Below are 17,222 nucleotides of genomic sequence, written 5' to 3' on the forward strand. Positions count from 1 at the left end.
GAGCCGGCCGTCTCGTCGCTCATGTGGCGCACTTCCCCACCGCCCGCGCGAGCTGCCGGGCGAGCTGCGGCGTACATCGCCCGAGGTCCACCAGCGGCCGCGGGAAGTCCCCCACCAGCGACACCCCGTCCAGGGCAAGGGACGGCAAGGTGATGCCGGCCCCCTTCAGCGCCGCCCGCAGCTCGTCCCGCGCCTGCTCGGCATCCCTGATCCTCCCGGCCGCCGGAGACCGCTCCGCCATTCCCATTCCTCTTCTCCGTTCGAGTCCTGACTGGCCTGTCAAGGCCCTTTCCCCGTCCTAGAGTTGTCACTCCGGGCCGCTCTCAAAAGGGAGTTGGCGTTGTCGTCGACACGGGCAACAGGGGGTTCGGCGAATGGTCGAAAACAATTCCGACGAGGACGCGGGCTCGGCCCGCTGGGTCCTCGCCTGCGAGCTCAGCCGGTTACGGGAGTCGTCCGGCAGATCACTGGCCCAACTGGCCGACGAGGCCAACTACGACCGCACCTACCTCCACCGCCTGGAGACCGGCGAACGCCTCTCGAAACTGCCGGTCATGGAGACGCTGGACCGGATCTACGGCACGAGCGGGCTGCTGGTGCGGTTGTGGGGGCTGGCGCGGCTGGATGCGTTCAAGGACAAGTACCGGGAGTTCATGCGGTACGAGGCGAAGGCGACGATCCTGCACACATACGTGAGTGCCATCCCGGGATTGCTGCAGACCGAGGACTTCGCACGAGTGGTGCTGTCATCGGCGACAACGCCCATAAGTCCCGACGAGATCGAAGAGAACGTCGCTGCCCGACTGGGCAGACAGGAGCTGCTGCAGCGGCACCGCCCGCCGCATGTGCGAGTCATCCTCGATGAGTCGGCGCTGCGGCGGCCGGTGCGCGACCCCGTCATCTGGCATGACCAGCTGGTGCGGATCTCGGAGGCCGCCGAGTCGCCGCACATGGCCGTTCAGGTGCTTCCGTTCTCTGCCGGAGTGCATAGCCTGATGGGCGGTTCGCTCTGGCTCCTATGGATGGCGGACGGTGGTGCCGTTGCCTACCTGGAAGGCAACAGGTCGGGTGAACTGCTTGAAGAGCCGGAAGAAGTTGAGCAATATCGCCTGTCCTACGATCGCCTCCGCGACGAGGCCCTCTCGCCGTCTGATTCAGCAGCGTTCATCGAGCAGTTGGTGGAGGACAGCAGACCATGAAGACAGTCAACGATCTGGTCGACGCAGAGTGGCGGAAGAGCAGCTACAGCGATGGCGGAGCCGACAACTGCGTCGAGGTCTCCGACGGCTTCCCCGGGGCCGTCCCGGTCCGTGACAGCAAGAACCCGACCGGGGGCGTACTGCTCTTTCCGGTCGCGGCCTGGTCCTCCTTCATAGGTGGCGTGAAGGACGGGCGGCTCGGCTGACCTGGCCGCTCGGGTATGAGCGCACCCGTACCCGAGCGGCGGCAGCATCCCTTTCGGGGCTACCCGGGGCCGCGCCGCCGCCGGGTCGCCGCCACGATCACGAACGTGACGCTGATCAGCAGCGCCCAGGAGCCGAACTTTTCCAGGGCGACCGGCTGCCACCCGTGGAGTTGGTTCGGGTAGCGCCATGCGCCCAGGTAGGTGGCGATGTTCTCGGCCAGCCACAAGAAGAAGCCGATCAGCGCGAAGGACAGCGCCAGCGGCATGCGGTAGCGCGCCTTCCCCACGCTGAACCGCACCCATGTGCCTCCGGTGACCGCCACGAGCAGCGCGGCGAGCGGCCAGCGCAGGTCGGGCAGCCAGTGGTGACTGAAGAAGTTCACGTAGATGGCCACGGCCAGCGCCGTGGTGGCGCGAGGGCGGTAGCGGACGAGTTCCAGGTCCATCAGCTGCCATGCACGGCAGACATAGCTGCCTACCGCCGCATAGAGGAATCCCCCGTACAGCGGCACGCCCCCGAATTTGAACACCGCGGGCTCCGGATAGCTCCAGGAGCCGAGCGAGACCTTCACCAGCTCGAAAGCCAGCCCGATCGCATGACACACGGCGATGACCAGGACATCCCTGCCGCTTTCCCACTCGCGGAGGCGGAACACCAGCGTCAGCAGCAGTCCATAGACGAGCAACAGGTCGTACCTGGCCACCGGCAACTGCGGCAGCACGGTGGACAGCGCGACCCCCGCGAGCAGCGCGACGGCGAATGCGCAGCTGCTCGTCTGAAGCCGGGTGAAGATCAGTAGTTGCTGTACGCGGGCCAGGTTCGCGTGCATGTTGCCGAAGACGCGTCTGTGGTGGGAGGGGTTGCAAGACGGGCGCGCTGGCCCCGGACGAGGGGGACCGTGCGGGCATTCCTCGGGGCCGCCGAGGTCGCTGGCGAGGGTAACCGGAGTATGCGGTGGTGGCCCCTGATCAAGAGAAGCCACATCGCCGGCCGGTCACTCTCTGCCGTGGCGATTTCTGCTGCCCCCTCCGCGGCCCGGGTCGTTCAGGACGAGAAATGGCCGGATCTTGCGCTATTGAGACGGGTCCATGGATTCCTCACGTATGGTGACAGGCTGTCAAATCCTGGGGGACCTCCGATGGCAGGCTGGTCTTGACTCTTCTTGAAGGGTTTGACCGCTGGCACGAGAACAAAAACGGGGAATCGGGGGATTGCTTTGTCTGGCACTAAAGTCGACCCAAAGTTACTGCGCGCGGCCGCCGTTCATGGCGAGGAGATGCAAGCCGGTGTGGGGACTGCCGTGGGTAGTTTGAATGCGCAGCATCAGGGTGTGCCGGGGCAGACGGAAGGTTTTGAATTCGCGGAAGAGTTGCTGAAGACCGATAAGACTTGGCATGCCCGCCTCAATGACGTCGCGAAGGAGTGCGGCGAGGTCACGCGCTCTCTCAGGGCCTCTGCGGACAACTACGAGAAGAACGAATAAGGAACTGCCCAGTCGTTCGCTCGGCCCAATGGAAGTTCCGTCTCCGTTCGTCCTGCGGCGCAGAGTGCTGCCCACCATGTCAGCCCTTTTGGATGATGCCCGATGACTCTGACCATGCGAGACCTCCAGGAACTCCGCTTTTCCGCACTGGAAAGCGCCAAAGAAGAATGGGCGCAGAGCGCCCGGCGCCTCGGGGGCTATGCCGACCGGGTTGACGCTCACATGCTCCGTCCATTGAGCCATGACTGGTCCGGAGAAACGGCCGACAAGGCGCGGAAGCGCATGACCCGGCTGAGCGACAACTTCCAGTTCAGCAGTCAGGAATGCGCCCTGGCCGCGACGACCCTGGACGGAGTCATCACCGAGCTCCGGGCGCAGCAGAAGACCCTCCATCAGGCACTGGACGACGCCACGAGCAAGGGCTACCGGGTGGCTCCGACAGGGGAGGTGATGTACGCCGACGACGGAGATATCCCCACCGGAGACCCTGACGCGGGAATGCCGGCGAAGGAGCATGAGCGGCTCACTCTCGAGACGAACATCTTCGACGCCGTGCGTGGCGCAGAAGAGATTGATGCTCGCTACCGTCTCGCTTTGATGAAGCTGCGGGCCGGCCGTGGGCTTGCCGTGAACGGTCTGGAATCGGACAGGGATGCCGCGGCCATTTCCACCATCGCGGGAGCGGCCGTCGGGCTCAACTCCGCTCCCACCAGGGGCACGGACCCGAAAAAGGTCCGGGACTGGTGGAACGGCCTGAGCAAGGAGGAGAGGGAGGAGCAGATGGCGCTCAACCCGAGCGTCATCGGAAACCTCGACGGCATTCCGGCGAAGACGCGTGACAAGGCGAATCGAGTCAACCTTGACCGGCTGATCGCCATGCATCCGCCGGGAACGCAGGTGTCCCCAACTGTGCAGCGGCAACTTGAGGGCTTCGAGTTGATCAGGAGCCGCTTGGAGCGGGACGCGGGGAAGGAACCTGAGCCGCTGCTACTCGGCATTGGGCCAGAGGGCCAAGGACGCGCCATCCTGTCGTACGGCGATCCCGACACGGCAGACAACGTCGCAGCGTATGTGCCTGGCCTCGGTACTCAACTCAGGGATGTCGGACTCGAAGACGGGGACCGGGCCAGGAGCGTATGGCAATCAGCGCAGCACGCTGGTAACGGAGGGAAGACGGCCTCAATCGTCTGGTTGGGGTACGACGCTCCGCAGTTGGGCCCAGACAGGCTCAATGAGAGTGACCTTTCCGTCGCAGGTGAGGAGCGAGGCAAACGAGGTGGTGCAGACTTCGGGAATTTCTTGGACGGTCTCCAAGCGACCCATCAGGGCGACCGGCCGCACGTAACAGCCATCGGGCACAGTTACGGGTCATTCACGGTGGGGCAGGCCACCCAGCGGGAGGGCGGGATTCCTGCAGACGACATCATCCTGGTCGGCAGCCCCGGTACCGGCGCGCAGCGGGCCGAGCAGCTTGGGGTGGGTGCAGACCACGTCTGGGTAGGCGCGGCGGATACCGACCCGGTTACGCATGCTCCCTCTGACCTGGAGAAGAGCTTCGGCGGTGTAGGCCATCTCATCGATCCCCATGAACTGCATTTTGGTCAGGATCCGGCCAGCAGGGGCTTCGGGGGTATTCGATTCGGTGTCGCCGACGGCGACCCCCGCCATGCTCACTCGGACTACTTCAACGATAAGGAGGGTGGTGACTCGCTGGATAATATGGGGAAAATTGTTGCTGGGAAGCGAGATGAGGTAACTATTAAGGCGGGGCGGTAGATTCGTGAAGCGACCAAGATTCCTCATGGTTGCTGCGGGTGTGGTAATTGTGCCCGGCTGCCTCAGTGGTTGTTCCGTGGTGCGAGACGATCCCGAACCGACGATCAACGTCAATCAGGCTGTCAAGCGAGTCGACTCTGTCCTCGACGGAACGTTCGCCGCGATACATCCCCGGCTCAAATGGCGAGAAGGTCCGGCGCACATGTCGGAGCGGAGGAATTCGTTCACGAACACGGCGGATGGTGAAGTCAGTGTGGATCGGGACCGCTATGTGCGTACCAAGTTCTCCCAGGCGAAGCTGAAGGAGTTGCTTACGGTCGTCTACAAGCACTGGGCGAAGGAGGGCTTCAGGCTTCGTGACTCGAATCCCCGCGAACCTTCGATGTCTGCTATGGCATCGGACGGCCGCATTGTGTCACTCAGGGTCGGTGGTGTCGGCGACGTCCGCATCGGTGCCAGTGTCGGCGCTCTGTCCGATGGTCCCAGTGGTGACATCTACGGAGAGGAAGGCGACAAGTTCCCCAAGGCGCCCAACGGCGGCCCGAACTACGCGCCGGACGTGCGTGACCCGTATTGGTCCAAGTGATGGTGCGTCGCCCAGCTGCGGGGAGGGCCCGGGGTGTGGCCCCCTGTCACCGGAGGGCCACACACCATTCCGCTCGCCCTACTTCTCCGGATACCTCCGCGGTGTCCACACGACCTCGGTTCCGTTGTCGCGCCGTACTGCTTGCGTCTGGGAGGAGCCGACGATCAGGAGCGTCCGCATGTCGACCTGGTGCGGGTCGAGGTCGGCCAAGTGCACCGTGCGGACGGACTCCTCGGGGCCGCCGATGTCGCGGGCGAGGATGACGGGGGTGTCGGGGGCGCGGTGTTCCAGGAGGAGTTCGCGGGTCTTGCCGACCTGCCAGGTGCGGCTGCGGGAGCCGGGGTTGTAGAGGGCGAGGACCAGGTCGGCACCGGCCGCGGCATGCAGGCGTTCGGCGATGACCTCCCAGGGCTTGAGGCGGTCGGAGAGGGAGATGACCGCGTAGTCGTGGCCGAGCGGGGCGCCGGCGCGGGCGGCGGCCGCGTTGGCGGCGGTGACGCCCGGGAGGACCCGTACGGGGATGGCCCGGTAGGGGGACTGGCAGGCGACCTCCAGAACGGCGGTGGCCATCGCGAAGATGCCCGGGTCGCCGCCGGAGACCACGGCCACCCGGCGACCGCGGCGGGCCAGGTCGAGGGCGAGTTCGGCGCGTTCGGACTCGACCTTGTTGTCGGAGGCGTGGCGGCGCTGGCCGGGGCGCAGCGGGACGCGGTCCAGGTAGGTGGTGTAGCCGACGAGGTCCTCGGCGGCGGCCAGGGCGCCACGGGACTCGGGCGTCAGCCAGAGCGGACCGGCCGGACCGGTGCCGACGACCACGACCTCGCCGGGGTGAGGGGAGGGCTCCGCCTCAAGGGGGGAGGAGGCCATGTCGGGGGTGCCGGACGGTTCGTCGGTGGCTGTGGCTGTGGCTGTGGCGATGGCCTCAGCTGCGGCGGCGGCCGTGGTCGTGGTCGTGGCCGGGGCCGTGGGCGCGCCAGTGGTCGTACCCGAGGCAGTGGCCGTACCCGCGGTCGTTGCCGTGCCCGCCGGTGGCAGGTCGGCGATGCGGCTCGGTACGACGCTGACGGAGAAGTACGGGACCGTCTCCGCGTCGATGTCCGCCAGCCGCTCCGTGCGTTCGCCGGACATCGTCGCGCGCTCGACGTAGTGGGCCTCCGGGAGGCGGCCGGCGCGTTCCATGGCGCGGCGGACGGTGGGGAAGGTGCGGCCCAGCTTCATGACGACGGCGGTGTCGGTCGAGGTCAGGCGGGCGGTCAGTTCCTCCTCCGGGAGCGTGCCGGGGAGGATCGTCAGGACCTCGTCGGCCTCGGCGAGCGGCTTGCCCAGGCGGGCCGCGGCGGCGCTGATGGAGGTGACGCCGGGGATGACCTCGGTGGGATAGCGGTGGGCCAGCCGCTTGTGCATGTGCTGGTAGGAGCCGTAGAAGAGCGGGTCGCCCTCGGAGATGACGGCGACCGTGCGGCCGGCGTCGAGGTGCGCGGCGAGGCGGGCCGCCGCGGATTCGTAGAACTCGTCCAGCGCGCCCCGGTAGCCGCCGGGGTGATCGGTCGACTCCGTGGTGACCGGGTAGATCAGCGCTTCCTCGATGTGGTCGGCGCGGAGGTGCTGTGCGGCGATGGAGCGCGCGATGGAACGTCCGTGCCGGGCGCTGTGGTAGGCGATGACGTCGGCCTCGGCGATGACCTCGACCGCCCGGACCGTCATGAGGGACGGGTCGCCGGGGCCGAGGCCCACACCGTAGAGGCGACCGGTCAGCTGCTGCTCGCTCACGCTCACTCTTCCTCGCTTGCCAGGGCGTTGATCGCGGCGGCGGCCATGGCGCTGCCGCCCCGGCGCCCGCGCACGACGATGTGGTCCAGTTCCGACGGGTGTGCGATCAGCGCGTCCTTGGACTCCGCGGCGCCGATGAAGCCGACGGGTATGCCGATCACGGCGGCGGGGCGGGGCGCGCCCTCCTCGATCATTTCGAGGAACCGGAAGAGGGCGGTCGGGGCGTTGCCGAACGCGACCACGGCGCCTTCCATCCGGTCCCGCCACAGCTCCAGGGCGGCGGCGCTGCGGGTCGTCCCCATCCGGGCGGCCAGGTCCGGCACCGACGGGTCGGCGAGGGTGCACAGCACGTCGTTGTCGGCCGGCAGCCGCTTACGGGTGACGCCGCTGGCCACCATGTTGGCGTCGCAGAGGATCGGCGCACCGGCGCGCAGCGCCTCGCGGGCGCGGGCCACCACCTCGGGGGTGAAGGCGAGATCGCGTACCAGGTCGACCATGCCGCAGGCGTGGATCATCCGGACCGCGACCCGGCTGACGTCGGCGGGCAGGCCGCCGAGGTCCGCCTCGGCGCGGATGGTGGCGAAGGACTGGCGATAGATCGCCGCACCGTCCTTCTCGTAGTCGAACGCGGTCACTGTGGCCTCGGGTTTGTCGGGTACGGGACGGTTCTGGCGGTGGGACATGGCGCTGTGGTTCGGGGGTGGTTCATGAGGTGGGGGAGGGCGCTGTGGGTCGGGCGGTTCCGGGGGTGGGGCACGGGCCTCTGGAGCGGCGCTTCATGAGGTGGAGCAGGGGGCAGCGGGGGGTGCCGCCGGGGCGGGTGGGGTCTTCGGCCGGACGACCGAGACCCGGTAGCCGTCCGCCGTCGCCAGCACATCGACCCAGGCGCCGTGCGGGTGCCCACAGCGCCGCTCACATCCGGACCAGTACACGGGGAGGTGGTGGCGGGGGGCCGAGTTGTCCGCCCCTGCCTCCGGCCCCGGCCCCGGCCCCGGTCCCGGTCCCCGCTCCGGCTTCGGCCCCGCCTCCGGTCCGGGCCCCGGCTCCGCCTCGGGTCCCGGTCCCGGCTCCGCTTTGCCAGGGAGGCGGATGGGGTCGGGGCAGGTGCCGGTGCCGGTGCCGGAGCCGGAGCCGGATGCCGATACGGGGACGGGGGTGCCCGCCGTGACCGCGGCCGTGGCGTCGGCCCGTACATCGGTAAGGGACTTGGCGCAGCCGGGGCGGCCGGTGCAGGCCCCGATGCGGTGCCAGGGGGAGTCCGGGTCGGTGATCAGCCCGGCGGTGGCCAGCTCACGCAGACGGGCGGTCGCCGCGTCGGCGGACAGCCCCGGGATGACGATGCCGCGCCAGGGAGTGAGCCGGAGAACGCCGTCCCCGTCCGCCGCGGCGACGGCGACCAGCAGCCGCCACTGCGCGACGGACAGCCGCCCCAGCGGCGCGAGAACCGAGAGCGCGTGCGCTCCGTCGCCGCCCTCGATGATGCCGGGGGCGGAGGAGTCGGCGTAGGGGGTGCGGGCGCGGTGCGGCGCGGGGGCCGCGTACGGAGCGGAGGTCGCGTATGGCGCGGAGGCGGAGTACGGCGGGGAGCTGGGCGCGGCAGGCTCGTTGGTGCCGGGCACCTCAGCCACCTGCGCCGCAGCAGCCACGTCGGCCGCCCCGACCACGTCCGCCGCCGCAGCCACAAGCACACACTCAACCCCCGCCCCCCGCAGCCGCTCCGCGACCGCCCGGGCCGTCAGGCCATGGCCGGCGGGGAGTTCACGGACCCGCCAGGCGCCGCTGCCGCTCGCCTCGGCGGCGGAGAGGAATGCCTCGGCGGCGGTGAGGGCGGCGCGTGGGGCGTCCGGGCCGGCGATCCGCAGGGCCGCCGGGTAGTCGCCGACCCGCAGCAGGGCACTGGCTCCGGGGCGGGCCGGATGTCCGGTTTCGGACTGGTGCCCGTGGTCCGTCGGTGCCTCGGTCCCGGCCGGTTCTGCGACCAAGCTCACATCGCCGCCGAGCGCCGCCACATCGCCCCGGCCGTCGTCCAGGACGAAGAGGAAGCGGCCCGACAGCGCGGTCGCGGACTCGCTCGTGCAGAGCAGTCCGTCCAGCTCACGGGCCCACAACCGCACGTCAGAAGGGGTGTGCCGGTCCAGTCCGGCCAGGGGGGAGGCGAGGATGTTGCGGATGCGTTCGTGGCGCTCGGAGGGCAGCAGACCGGCGTCGCGCAGCAGGGCGGCGAGCCGGCTGCCGCAGTCGTCCGGGAGGCCGCGGAGTTCCGCGTTGCCGCGGGAGGTGAGGGAGAGATGGCCGTCCCCGAGCCGGTCCGCGGCATCAGCCAGTGCCTCGGCCTGACGAACCGTCAAGTCTCCGGCGGGCAGTCGCACTCGGGCGAGGTGTCCGTCGGCGGCGGAGTGCAGCCGCAGCGCTCCCGGGCAGGCGTCACCGCGGTCCCGTATGGGCGGCTCGGACCCGGGGGGCCGTGTCGAGGGGGAGGGCGGCATGGCCGCGAGCATACCCACGGAGGTGGGTGGCCCATCCGGGCCGGATCCGGCCAAGCTCGCGGCCCGATGCGCGTACGGAGGCGCCCGCCCCCGTCCCGATACGGCAGGTCCGGAGGCCCGCTTACCTCGCTCGGCCGCAGCCCTTACTATGCAGGTCGGTGGGTCGGACGGCCCGCCGACGCCAGCGACGGCGCAGGGCCTTACGGCCCCAGGGAGGAAGCCCGGTGTGAATCCGGCGCGGTCCCGCCACTGTGAACCCGGCAGCTGCCGGGTGAGCCAGGAACTCCCGCCGTCCATACGACCACCCGGGGCGCGGATACCCCGAGGAAGGCCTGCGCTCGCATGCTTCTGCTGCTGTCGACCTCCGACACCGACCTGCTCAGCGCCCGGGCGGCCACGGGTCCCGTGCCGTATCGGCTCGCCAACCCCGCCCGCCTCGACGTCGCCGAACTCCCCGCGCTGCTGGAGGGCACCGACCTCGTCGTCGTACGTCTCCTCGGCGGTATCCGCGCCTGGGAGGAGGGCCTGGAGGTGCTGCTCGCCGAGGACCAGCACCGGCCGGTCGTCGTGCTCACCGGTGAACAGGCCCCCGACGCCCAGCTCATGGAGCAGTCCACGGTCCCGGTCGGCATCGCGGCCGAGGCGCACGCCTATCTCGCGCACGGCGGCCCGGCCAACCTCGACCAGCTCGCCCGCTTCCTCTCCGACACGGTGCTGCTGACCGGCCATGGCTTCGAGCCGCCGGAGCCCGCCCCGTCCTGGGGCCCGCTGGACTGGGAAGGGCGCAACCAGACCGGCCCGCTGGTCGCCGTGCTCTACTACCGCGCCCACCACATGAGCGGCAACACCGCTTTCGTACGGACCCTGTGCGAGCAGATCGAGGAGGCCGGCGGGCGCGCCCGGCCGCTGTTCGTGGCCTCCCTGCGCGCCCCCGAGCCGGAGCTGATCGAGGCGCTGGGGAGCGCCGACGCCCTGGTCACCACGGTCCTCGCGGCGGGCGGCAGCAAGCCCGCCGAGGCCTCCGCGGGCGGCGACGACGAGTCCTGGGACGCGGGCGCGCTGGCCGCCCTGGACGTGCCGATCCTTCAGGCGCTGTGCCTGACCGGGCCGCGCAGCGCCTGGGAGGAGAACGACGAGGGGCTCTCGCCGCTGGACGCCGCCTCGCAGATCGCGGTCCCCGAGTTCGACGGCCGGCTGATCACCGTCCCGTTCTCCTTCAAGGAGGTCGACGAGGACGGACTGCCGGTCTACGTCGCCGACCCCGAGCGCGCCGCCCGGGTCGCCGGGATCGCCGTCCGGCACGCCCGGCTGCGCCACATCCCGGCCGCGGAGAAGCGCCTCGCGCTGGTGCTGTCCGCCTACCCGACCAAGCACTCCCGCATCGGCAACGCGGTCGGGCTGGACACCCCGGCCAGTGCCGTGGCCCTGCTGCGCCGCCTCCGGGCGGACGGCTACGACTTCGGTGACGAGACCGCCGAGCCGGTCCCGGGCCTGGAGTCCGGCGACGGTGACGAGCTGATCTACGCCCTCATCGAGGCCGGCGGCCACGACCAGGAGTGGCTCACCGAGGAACAGCTCGCCCGTAACCCGGTCCGCATTCCGGCCGCCGACTACAAGCGCTGGTACGCCACGCTGCCGCAGGAACTCCGGGACTCCGTCGAGCAGCACTGGGGGCCGCCGCCCGGTGAGATGTTCGTCGACCGCAGCCGGAACCCCGACGGCGACATCGTGCTGGCCGCGCTGCGCCGCGGCAATCTCCTGATCCTCATCCAGCCGCCGCGCGGCTTCGGCGAGAACCCGATCGCGATCTACCACGACCCCGATCTGCCGCCCTCGCACCACTACTTGGCGGCCTACCGCTGGATCGCGGCGTCTGCCGACGACGGCGGCTTCGGCGCGGACGCCATGGTCCACCTGGGCAAGCACGGCAACCTGGAGTGGCTGCCCGGCAAGAACGCGGGCCTGTCCGCGGCCTGCGGCCCCGACGCCGCCCTCGGCGACCTGCCGCTCATCTACCCCTTCCTGGTCAACGACCCCGGCGAGGGCACCCAGGCCAAGCGCCGGGTGCACGCCACCCTCGTCGACCACCTCGTCCCGCCGATGGCCCGTGCCGAGTCCTACGGCGACATCGCGCGCCTGGAACAGCTCCTCGATGAGTACGCGGCGATCTCCGCGATGGACCCGGCCAAGCTGCCCGCGATCCGCGCCCAGATCTGGACGCTGATCCAGGCCGCCAAGCTCGACCACGACCTGGGGATGGACGAACGCCCCGACGACGACGGCTTTGACGACTTCCTGCTGCACGTCGACGGCTGGCTGTGCGAGGTCAAGGACGCCCAGATCCGCGACGGACTCCATGTGCTGGGCGGCGCGCCGGCCGGCGAGGCACGGGTCAACCTCGTCCTGTCCATCCTGCGCGCCCGCCAGATCTGGGGCGGTACGTCCGCCCTGCCCGGTCTGCGGGAGGCGCTCGGACTGGACGAGTCCGCGGCCACCCGCACGACCGCCGACGAGGCGGAGGCCACCGCCCGCGCCCTGGTGCAGGCGATGGAGGACGCGGACTGGGACCCGGCGGCGGTGGCCAAGACCGCCGAGGGGCACCCGGCCGCGGTCGCCGACATCCTCGACTTCGCCGCCCGTCAGGTCGTCCCACGTCTCGCCGCCACCACCGACGAGATCGACCACGCCGTACACGCCCTCAACGGCGGCTTCGTCCCGGCCGGGCCCTCCGGCTCCCCGCTCCGTGGCCTGGTCAACGTGCTGCCGACGGGCCGGAACTTCTACTCCGTCGACCCCAAGGCCGTGCCCTCCCGCCTCGCCTGGGAGACCGGCCAGGCCCTCGCCGACTCCCTGCTGACGCGCTACCGCGAGGACAACGGCGACTGGCCGCAGTCCGTCGGGCTGTCGCTGTGGGGCACCAGCGCCATGCGGACGTCCGGCGACGACGTGGCCGAGGCGCTGGCGCTGCTGGGTGTCCGGCCCGTCTGGGATGACGCCTCGCGCCGGGTCAACGGACTGGAGCCGATCCCCCTCGCCGAGCTCGGCCGCCCCCGTGTCGATGTCACGCTGCGCATCTCCGGCTTCTTCCGGGACGCCTTCCCGCATGTCATCGGCCTGCTCGATGACGCCGTACGGCTCGCCGCCGGACTGGACGAGCCGGCCGCGGAGAACTTCGTCCGCGCCCACACCCAGGCCGACCTCGCCGACCACGGCGACGAGCGCCGCGCCACCACCCGCATCTTCGGCTCCCGCCCGGGGACGTACGGTGCGGGTCTGCTCCAGCTGATCGACTCCCGTGACTGGCGCACCGACGCCGACCTGGCCGAGGTCTACACGGTCTGGGGCGGCTACGCCTACGGCCGCGGGCTGGAGGGCCGGCCGGCCCGCTCCGAGATGGAGACCGCCTACAAGCGCATCGCGGTCGCCGCCAAGAACACCGACACCCGCGAGCACGACATCGCGGACTCCGACGACTACTTCCAGTACCACGGCGGCATGGTCGCCACCGTCAAGGCGCTCAAGGGCAAGGCCCCCGAGGCGTACATCGGTGACTCCACCCGCCCGGAGACGGTCCGCACCCGCACCCTGGTCGAGGAGACCTCCCGGGTCTTCCGCGCCCGGGTGGTCAACCCCCGCTGGATCGAGGCGATGCGCCGCCACGGCTACAAGGGCGCCTTCGAACTCGCCGCCACCGTGGACTACTTGTTCGGCTACGACGCCACCACGGGCGTGGTCGCCGACTGGATGTACGACAAGCTCGCCCAGACCTACGTCCTCGACCCCGAGAACCGGGCCTTCCTGGAGGAGGCCAACCCCTGGGCCCTGCACGGGATCGCCGAGCGCCTCCTGGAGGCGGAATCCCGCGGCATGTGGGAGAAGCCGGACGCCGAGACGCTGGCGGCGCTGCGCCAGGCCTTCCTGGAGACCGAGGGGGAGCTGGAGGGCGAGGACTGACCCACCGCGGGGCGGGCCTGCCGTGGCCCGCCCCGGCGGGAGGCCGCGGCCGGCCACGACGCGTGGCCGCGGCCGGGGCCCGTCAGCTGACCGGGGCGGGGTCCGGCCCTCGGACCGGACCGCCGGCCCCCTCAGGCGGCCTTCGCGGTGATATCCCCGTTGCTGGTGGTCAGCTCCAGGCGGTAGCGGGCCGCCGGGTCCTGGGCGATGCCTATGTGCTCCTCCCCGTTGCTGGTCTCGGCGGCGACCCGGTACGGGCCCTTCGGCAGTTGCAGCCTGATGGCGCCGTTGGAGGTCTTCGCGCGGACGTTCTGCGCGGTGGCGGGGGTGAGGTCGATATCCCCGTTGGACGTCTCGGCCGCGATCCGCGCGCCCGACAGCCCGCGTCCGGTGATCCGGCCATTGGTGGTCCGGGCATCGACCGCCCCGCTCACCCCGTCCAGCTGGATGTCCCCCGAGCTGGTGGTCAGCTTCACCGGGCCCACCTTGGCCAGCTCCACCGCACCGGACGAGGTCTTCCCGCTCACCGGGATACCGGCCGGCAGCTCGACGGTGTAGTCCACGGTGCAGTTGCGGCCGCAGCCGGAGAGCACCAGCACACCGTCCTCGACGCGGTGGGTGGCGCCCTGGGGCCGGTCGCCGTGGTACGAGACCGCGCGGTGCACCGAGACCGTGCCGCCGCCCTTGCCGCCGTGCACCGTGAGCCCGCCCGAGCCGGTGTCCAGCCGGACGGACGTGATCTTCTTCGAGACCCTGGCGTCGTCCTTGAAGGTCTTTCCGGGCAGCAGCCCACAGGCGCTGAGTCCCCCCGCCCCGATGCCGGCCAAGGCGATGACGCCGATGAAACGGACCCGCTTACGCATGAACTCCCCCGGAAAAAGTCACTGGTTGGGGAGGTGCGGGCCCGTGCCCCGCGAGCTCCCCCGCTATGTCGAGGCTATGGCCGCGATCGCGCCCGGACCATGAGGAAAACCCCCGGATCGTGGTGTGGAGAGCCCCAGGTGCGACCCGTGGGTGCCGGTGCGACGATTTTTGTGGGGGCGGTTCCTGTGCTGCTCATGGGCTGGACGAGGAGGCTTCCGGTGACTGCCACGAAGACATGGAACGCCGAGATCAGCATCACCGAGACCGGCAGCGAGGTCAGAGCCGAGGCCAGGCTGCGCGGCAAGGAAGGCGGGCAGATGGTCGGCCAGGGAGCGGCTCGCTGCAACCCCGCCGATGAGAACGTCCCGGCCATCGGCGACGAGCTGGCGGTGGCACGGGCGATGTCGGACCTCAGCCATCAGCTGCTCCAGCGGGCCGCGCACGACATCGAGGTGCATACGGCCCGGCCGGTGGAACGGCTGCGCGCCTGAGCCCTCGGCACACCGGGCGCCGTCCGGCAGACCGGCCGGCGTCCCGTCGTCGTGCCGTGACGCACCCGGTGAACGCACCCCCTGTCGACAGAGCCTGACTGACGCCCGCCGCCCGTCGCTCTTGTAATGGTTGAATGTATTTGATCCATGACCGCACGCTGGCGGACATGGCACGAATCCCAGATGCGCAGTGTGAACCGTGGTGGTGTCCCGCATGCGGCCTGTCCTCCGAATCCTGCCGACCGATATCCGAACACCTCACGTCCGAGGGAATGGTGCGGTACCTGTGGTGCCACACCGCGGGATGGCTCATCGTCTGCTCCGACGTTCAGCTGATCCATGTGAGCCCGGAGGGAGCGCGCCCCACCGTGGACGGCGGGGTTCTGTAACGCCTGGGCAGGTCCCGTGAAGCAGAACCATTACGGCCGTCTCGGGGCCGTGCTGTCGGCCGACCTGATCAATCTGCCCGAGATGAGCGCGGCAAGCGTGCAGCGCTTGCTGGAGGCGCATGACATCCGTCGCCCGGCGGTCGGCGACGCCGAAGTGGACGGCTTCCGAGGCTGGCGGGACCAACTGGCCCGCGTTTTCGGTTCCACCGACGCCGCCGAGCAGTGCTCAGCCGTGAACGACCTGCTGGTGGCGGCGACCATTCGTCCCTGGGTGACCACCCATGACGGCCTCCAGCCCCATCTTCACTTCGTCCCCGACTCGGCCGACGTGATCTCCAGGGTCAAGGCGGTCACCGCCGGCGGCCTCGCCTTCGTCCTGTGCTGGGAAGGGGGCGCAAGGCTCGGGCGATGCCTGCGCGCCGAGTGCTCCCGCGCCTACGTGGACACATCCAGGAACGGGCGGCGGCGGTACTGCACGGCACGCTGCGGGAACACCGAAGCGGTGATGCGCCATCGGTCCCGGCAGCCGGGAGGCAAGCGCTAGTGGGATGTCTCCTCGACCTCCGTGGGCCTGAGTAGAGGGCAGATCGAGAGACATCCCCAGCGGCCGTTCCGTTTCCCTAGGGTGTGCCCGCCGCGAAGTCCGGCCCGATCGTCAGCGTCACCGCGCCCGGAGCCGCGTCGGCCGATGCCTTCGCCTTGATACCGGGGAGGCGGCCGACGAGGACGGCGCTCCGGTCCTTGAGGGCGGGCGGGTAGGTGAGCGTGGTCTTGTCCGTCGCCGGGGCGTTGCCGGTGGCGATGACCGTGAAGCCGAACTTGCGCAGCTGCTCGGCGGCGGCCGCCGCCCGGCCGGGGGCGCCGGTGCCATTGAGCACCCGGACCTGCACGGAACGGGCGGTCACCGGGTTCTTGGCGGCCTCGGCGAGCTTCTTCTTCCCCGCGGCGCCGATCTCCCGGTCGTGCGCGAGGTCGCTGAACAGCCCGCCGGCCTGCGGGTATTGCCAGACGACATTGGCCTTGTCGGTGGGGACGTCGGCCTCGCGGGAGTAGTTGGGGACGGTCAGGAAGGTGAGGCGGTCGCTGGGGATGTCCTTGACCGTCGCGGCCAGGTCGTACAGCGGCTTGAGGCCGGCCAGGTCCTTGTCGGTGGTGATGGACTCGGTGGCCGCCTTGAGGAAGTCGTAGAGCTCGCCGGGGCTGGTGAGCTTGGACTGCGCCTTGGCGCCGAGCGCCTTCATGAACTCCTGCTGGCGGCCGATGCGGCCGAGGTCGGAGCCGTCGCCGACGCTGTAGCGGGTGCGGACGTAGCCGAGCGCCTTCTCGTCCCGGACGTTCTGGCAGCCCGCCTCCATGTCGAGGTGGGCCTTCTTGTCGTGGATGGCGTGTTCGGGGCAGACCTTGATGCCGCCCAGGGCGTTGACCATCCCCTTGAAGCCCTGGAAGTCGACCGAGGTGAAGTGGTCGATCCGCAGCCCGGTGTTCTTCTCGACGGTCTTGATGGTGCAGGCCGCGGCCTTGCGGATATCGCCGGAGTCACCGCCGATCGAGAACGCCTCGTTGATCTTGAAGTGGTGGGGGGACGACTTCGAACCGTTGCCGCGGATGCAGGCGGGGATCTGCACCCAGGAGTCCCGGGGGAAGGACACCGCGGTGGCCCACTTACGGTTGGCGGCGATATGCAGCACCATCAGCGTGTCCGACTGCATGGTGGTCAGGTCCCTGCCGTATTTGGCGTTGGCACCCGCGCGGCTGTCGGAGCCGACGACCAGGACGTTCTTGGAGCCCGGGCTGAGATTGACCGGCCGGTCGCCGTCCACGCCGATGTCCACGCCGCGGATGTTGCCGTCCAGTTCCTGGTAGACCCAGGCCCCGATGCCGGCCGTGGCGAGCACCAGGACACCGAGCACACCGCCGGTCCAGGCGAGGATGCGGCCGCGCCGGGTGATCCGGAGCGTGCCCGTCCGGCCTGTCTTACGGGAGCCCTCCCCGGACCGGCGGTCGGAGCCGGAGGCTT

General features: G+C 70.1%; 15 protein-coding genes and 1 riboswitch. Of the genes, 8 read left to right on the top strand and 7 right to left on the bottom strand.

The genetic code is table 11. The features are described 5' to 3' along the window. Positions 1 to 19: 19 nt before the first annotated feature. Complete coding sequence (locus tag ACZ4XD_RS05745) at positions 20 to 247, bottom strand: hypothetical protein (RefSeq protein ID WP_468038543.1); 228 nt, start codon at positions 245 to 247, stop codon at positions 20 to 22. Between the two features lie 127 nt (positions 248 to 374). Between ACZ4XD_RS05745 and ACZ4XD_RS05750 the strand changes: the two genes are divergently transcribed. Further along, positions 375 to 1,199 (top strand): helix-turn-helix domain-containing protein, encoded by an 825-nt coding sequence (locus ACZ4XD_RS05750; RefSeq protein ID WP_468038545.1) that lies wholly within the window; start codon positions 375 to 377, stop codon positions 1,197 to 1,199. Continuing rightward, positions 1,196 to 1,405 (top strand): DUF397 domain-containing protein, encoded by a 210-nt coding sequence (locus tag ACZ4XD_RS05755; RefSeq protein ID WP_468038547.1) that lies wholly within the window; start codon positions 1,196 to 1,198, stop codon positions 1,403 to 1,405. Before ACZ4XD_RS05750 ends, ACZ4XD_RS05755 begins: the two co-directional genes overlap by 4 nt. A 59-nt stretch (positions 1,406 to 1,464) precedes the next feature. Here the strand turns inward: ACZ4XD_RS05755 and ACZ4XD_RS05760 are convergent, their stop codons facing one another. Beyond that, entirely contained in the window at positions 1,465 to 2,235 is a 771-nt protein-coding gene (locus ACZ4XD_RS05760; protein ID WP_468038549.1) for a DUF817 domain-containing protein, read from the bottom strand. A gap of 342 nt (positions 2,236 to 2,577) precedes the next feature. On the opposite strand from ACZ4XD_RS05760, the gene ACZ4XD_RS05765 reads away from it, so the two are divergent. The 3 genes from ACZ4XD_RS05765 (at position 2,578) to ACZ4XD_RS05775 (ending at position 5,251) form a co-directional block, all read left to right on the top strand. Further along, complete coding sequence (locus ACZ4XD_RS05765; RefSeq protein ID WP_468038551.1) at positions 2,578 to 2,889, top strand: hypothetical protein; 312 nt, start codon at positions 2,578 to 2,580, stop codon at positions 2,887 to 2,889. A gap of 102 nt (positions 2,890 to 2,991) precedes the next feature. Next, complete coding sequence (locus tag ACZ4XD_RS05770) at positions 2,992 to 4,665, top strand: alpha/beta hydrolase (RefSeq protein WP_468038553.1); 1,674 nt, start codon at positions 2,992 to 2,994, stop codon at positions 4,663 to 4,665. Positions 4,666 to 4,741: 76 nt separating this feature from the next. Next, the gene (locus tag ACZ4XD_RS05775; protein ID WP_468038555.1) at positions 4,742 to 5,251 is read left to right on the top strand and encodes a hypothetical protein; all 510 of its coding nucleotides are present in this window, start codon (positions 4,742 to 4,744) and stop codon (positions 5,249 to 5,251) included. Between the two features lie 78 nt (positions 5,252 to 5,329). Here the strand turns inward: ACZ4XD_RS05775 and cobJ are convergent, their stop codons facing one another. The 3 genes from cobJ to ACZ4XD_RS05790 form a co-directional block, all read right to left on the bottom strand. Further along, the gene (gene cobJ, locus ACZ4XD_RS05780) at positions 5,330 to 6,955 is read right to left on the bottom strand and encodes a precorrin-3B C(17)-methyltransferase (RefSeq protein WP_468038794.1); all 1,626 of its coding nucleotides are present in this window, start codon (positions 6,953 to 6,955) and stop codon (positions 5,330 to 5,332) included. A 68-nt stretch (positions 6,956 to 7,023) separates the two neighbouring features. Beyond that, positions 7,024 to 7,704 carry a precorrin-8X methylmutase gene (locus ACZ4XD_RS05785; protein ID WP_468038557.1) on the bottom strand — a complete coding sequence of 227 codons (681 nt, stop codon included), beginning with the start codon at positions 7,702 to 7,704 and terminating at the stop codon, positions 7,024 to 7,026. Between the two features lie 93 nt (positions 7,705 to 7,797). Further along, entirely contained in the window at positions 7,798 to 9,519 is a 1,722-nt protein-coding gene (locus ACZ4XD_RS05790) for a cobalamin biosynthesis protein CobG (protein WP_468038796.1), read from the bottom strand. A gap of 161 nt (positions 9,520 to 9,680) precedes the next feature. Next, positions 9,681 to 9,813, top strand: a riboswitch (cobalamin riboswitch). Between the two features lie 36 nt (positions 9,814 to 9,849). On the opposite strand from ACZ4XD_RS05790, the gene cobN reads away from it, so the two are divergent. Continuing rightward, entirely contained in the window at positions 9,850 to 13,461 is a 3,612-nt protein-coding gene (gene cobN / locus ACZ4XD_RS05795; protein WP_468038559.1) for a cobaltochelatase subunit CobN, read from the top strand. A 131-nt stretch (positions 13,462 to 13,592) separates the two neighbouring features. On the opposite strand, the gene ACZ4XD_RS05800 is transcribed toward cobN, so the two are convergent. Continuing rightward, entirely contained in the window at positions 13,593 to 14,324 is a 732-nt protein-coding gene (locus tag ACZ4XD_RS05800; RefSeq protein ID WP_468038561.1) for a DUF4097 family beta strand repeat-containing protein, read from the bottom strand. 219 nt (positions 14,325 to 14,543) lie between these two features. Between ACZ4XD_RS05800 and ACZ4XD_RS05805 the strand changes: the two genes are divergently transcribed. Beyond that, complete coding sequence (locus ACZ4XD_RS05805) at positions 14,544 to 14,816, top strand: DUF1876 domain-containing protein (RefSeq protein WP_468038563.1); 273 nt, start codon at positions 14,544 to 14,546, stop codon at positions 14,814 to 14,816. Between the two features lie 405 nt (positions 14,817 to 15,221). Beyond that, positions 15,222 to 15,749, top strand: coding sequence for a CGNR zinc finger domain-containing protein (locus tag ACZ4XD_RS05810; RefSeq protein WP_468038565.1), 528 nt, complete (start codon positions 15,222 to 15,224; stop codon positions 15,747 to 15,749). Between the two features lie 76 nt (positions 15,750 to 15,825). Here the strand turns inward: ACZ4XD_RS05810 and ACZ4XD_RS05815 are convergent, their stop codons facing one another. Then, positions 15,826 to 17,154, bottom strand: a complete 1,329-nt coding sequence (locus ACZ4XD_RS05815; RefSeq protein WP_468038798.1) for an LCP family protein — start codon at positions 17,152 to 17,154, stop codon at positions 15,826 to 15,828. Between the last annotated feature and the right edge of the window lie 68 nt (positions 17,155 to 17,222).

This window comes from Streptomyces sp. NPDC029466, assembly GCF_055574515.1.

What these genes read in the sequence shown, in the direction of transcription:
- ACZ4XD_RS05760 (WP_468038549.1), bottom strand. Translation starts at nt 2,235, where the DNA reads ATGCACGCGAACCTGGCCCGCGTACAGCAACTACTGATCTTCACCCGG.
- ACZ4XD_RS05755 (WP_468038547.1), top strand. Translation starts at nt 1,196, where the DNA reads ATGAAGACAGTCAACGATCTGGTCGACGCAGAGTGGCGGAAGAGCAGC.
- ACZ4XD_RS05800 (WP_468038561.1), bottom strand. Translation starts at nt 14,324, where the DNA reads ATGCGTAAGCGGGTCCGTTTCATCGGCGTCATCGCCTTGGCCGGCATC.
- ACZ4XD_RS05790 (WP_468038796.1), bottom strand. Translation starts at nt 9,519, where the DNA reads ATGCTCGCGGCCATGCCGCCCTCCCCCTCGACACGGCCCCCCGGGTCC.
- ACZ4XD_RS05785 (WP_468038557.1), bottom strand. Translation starts at nt 7,704, where the DNA reads ATGTCCCACCGCCAGAACCGTCCCGTACCCGACAAACCCGAGGCCACA.
- cobJ (WP_468038794.1), bottom strand. Translation starts at nt 6,955, where the DNA reads ATGACGGTCCGGGCGGTCGAGGTCATCGCCGAGGCCGACGTCATCGCC.
- ACZ4XD_RS05745 (WP_468038543.1), bottom strand. Translation starts at nt 247, where the DNA reads ATGGGAATGGCGGAGCGGTCTCCGGCGGCCGGGAGGATCAGGGATGCC.
- ACZ4XD_RS05770 (WP_468038553.1), top strand. Translation starts at nt 2,992, where the DNA reads ATGACTCTGACCATGCGAGACCTCCAGGAACTCCGCTTTTCCGCACTG.
- ACZ4XD_RS05750 (WP_468038545.1), top strand. Translation starts at nt 375, where the DNA reads ATGGTCGAAAACAATTCCGACGAGGACGCGGGCTCGGCCCGCTGGGTC.
- cobN (WP_468038559.1), top strand. Translation starts at nt 9,850, where the DNA reads ATGCTTCTGCTGCTGTCGACCTCCGACACCGACCTGCTCAGCGCCCGG.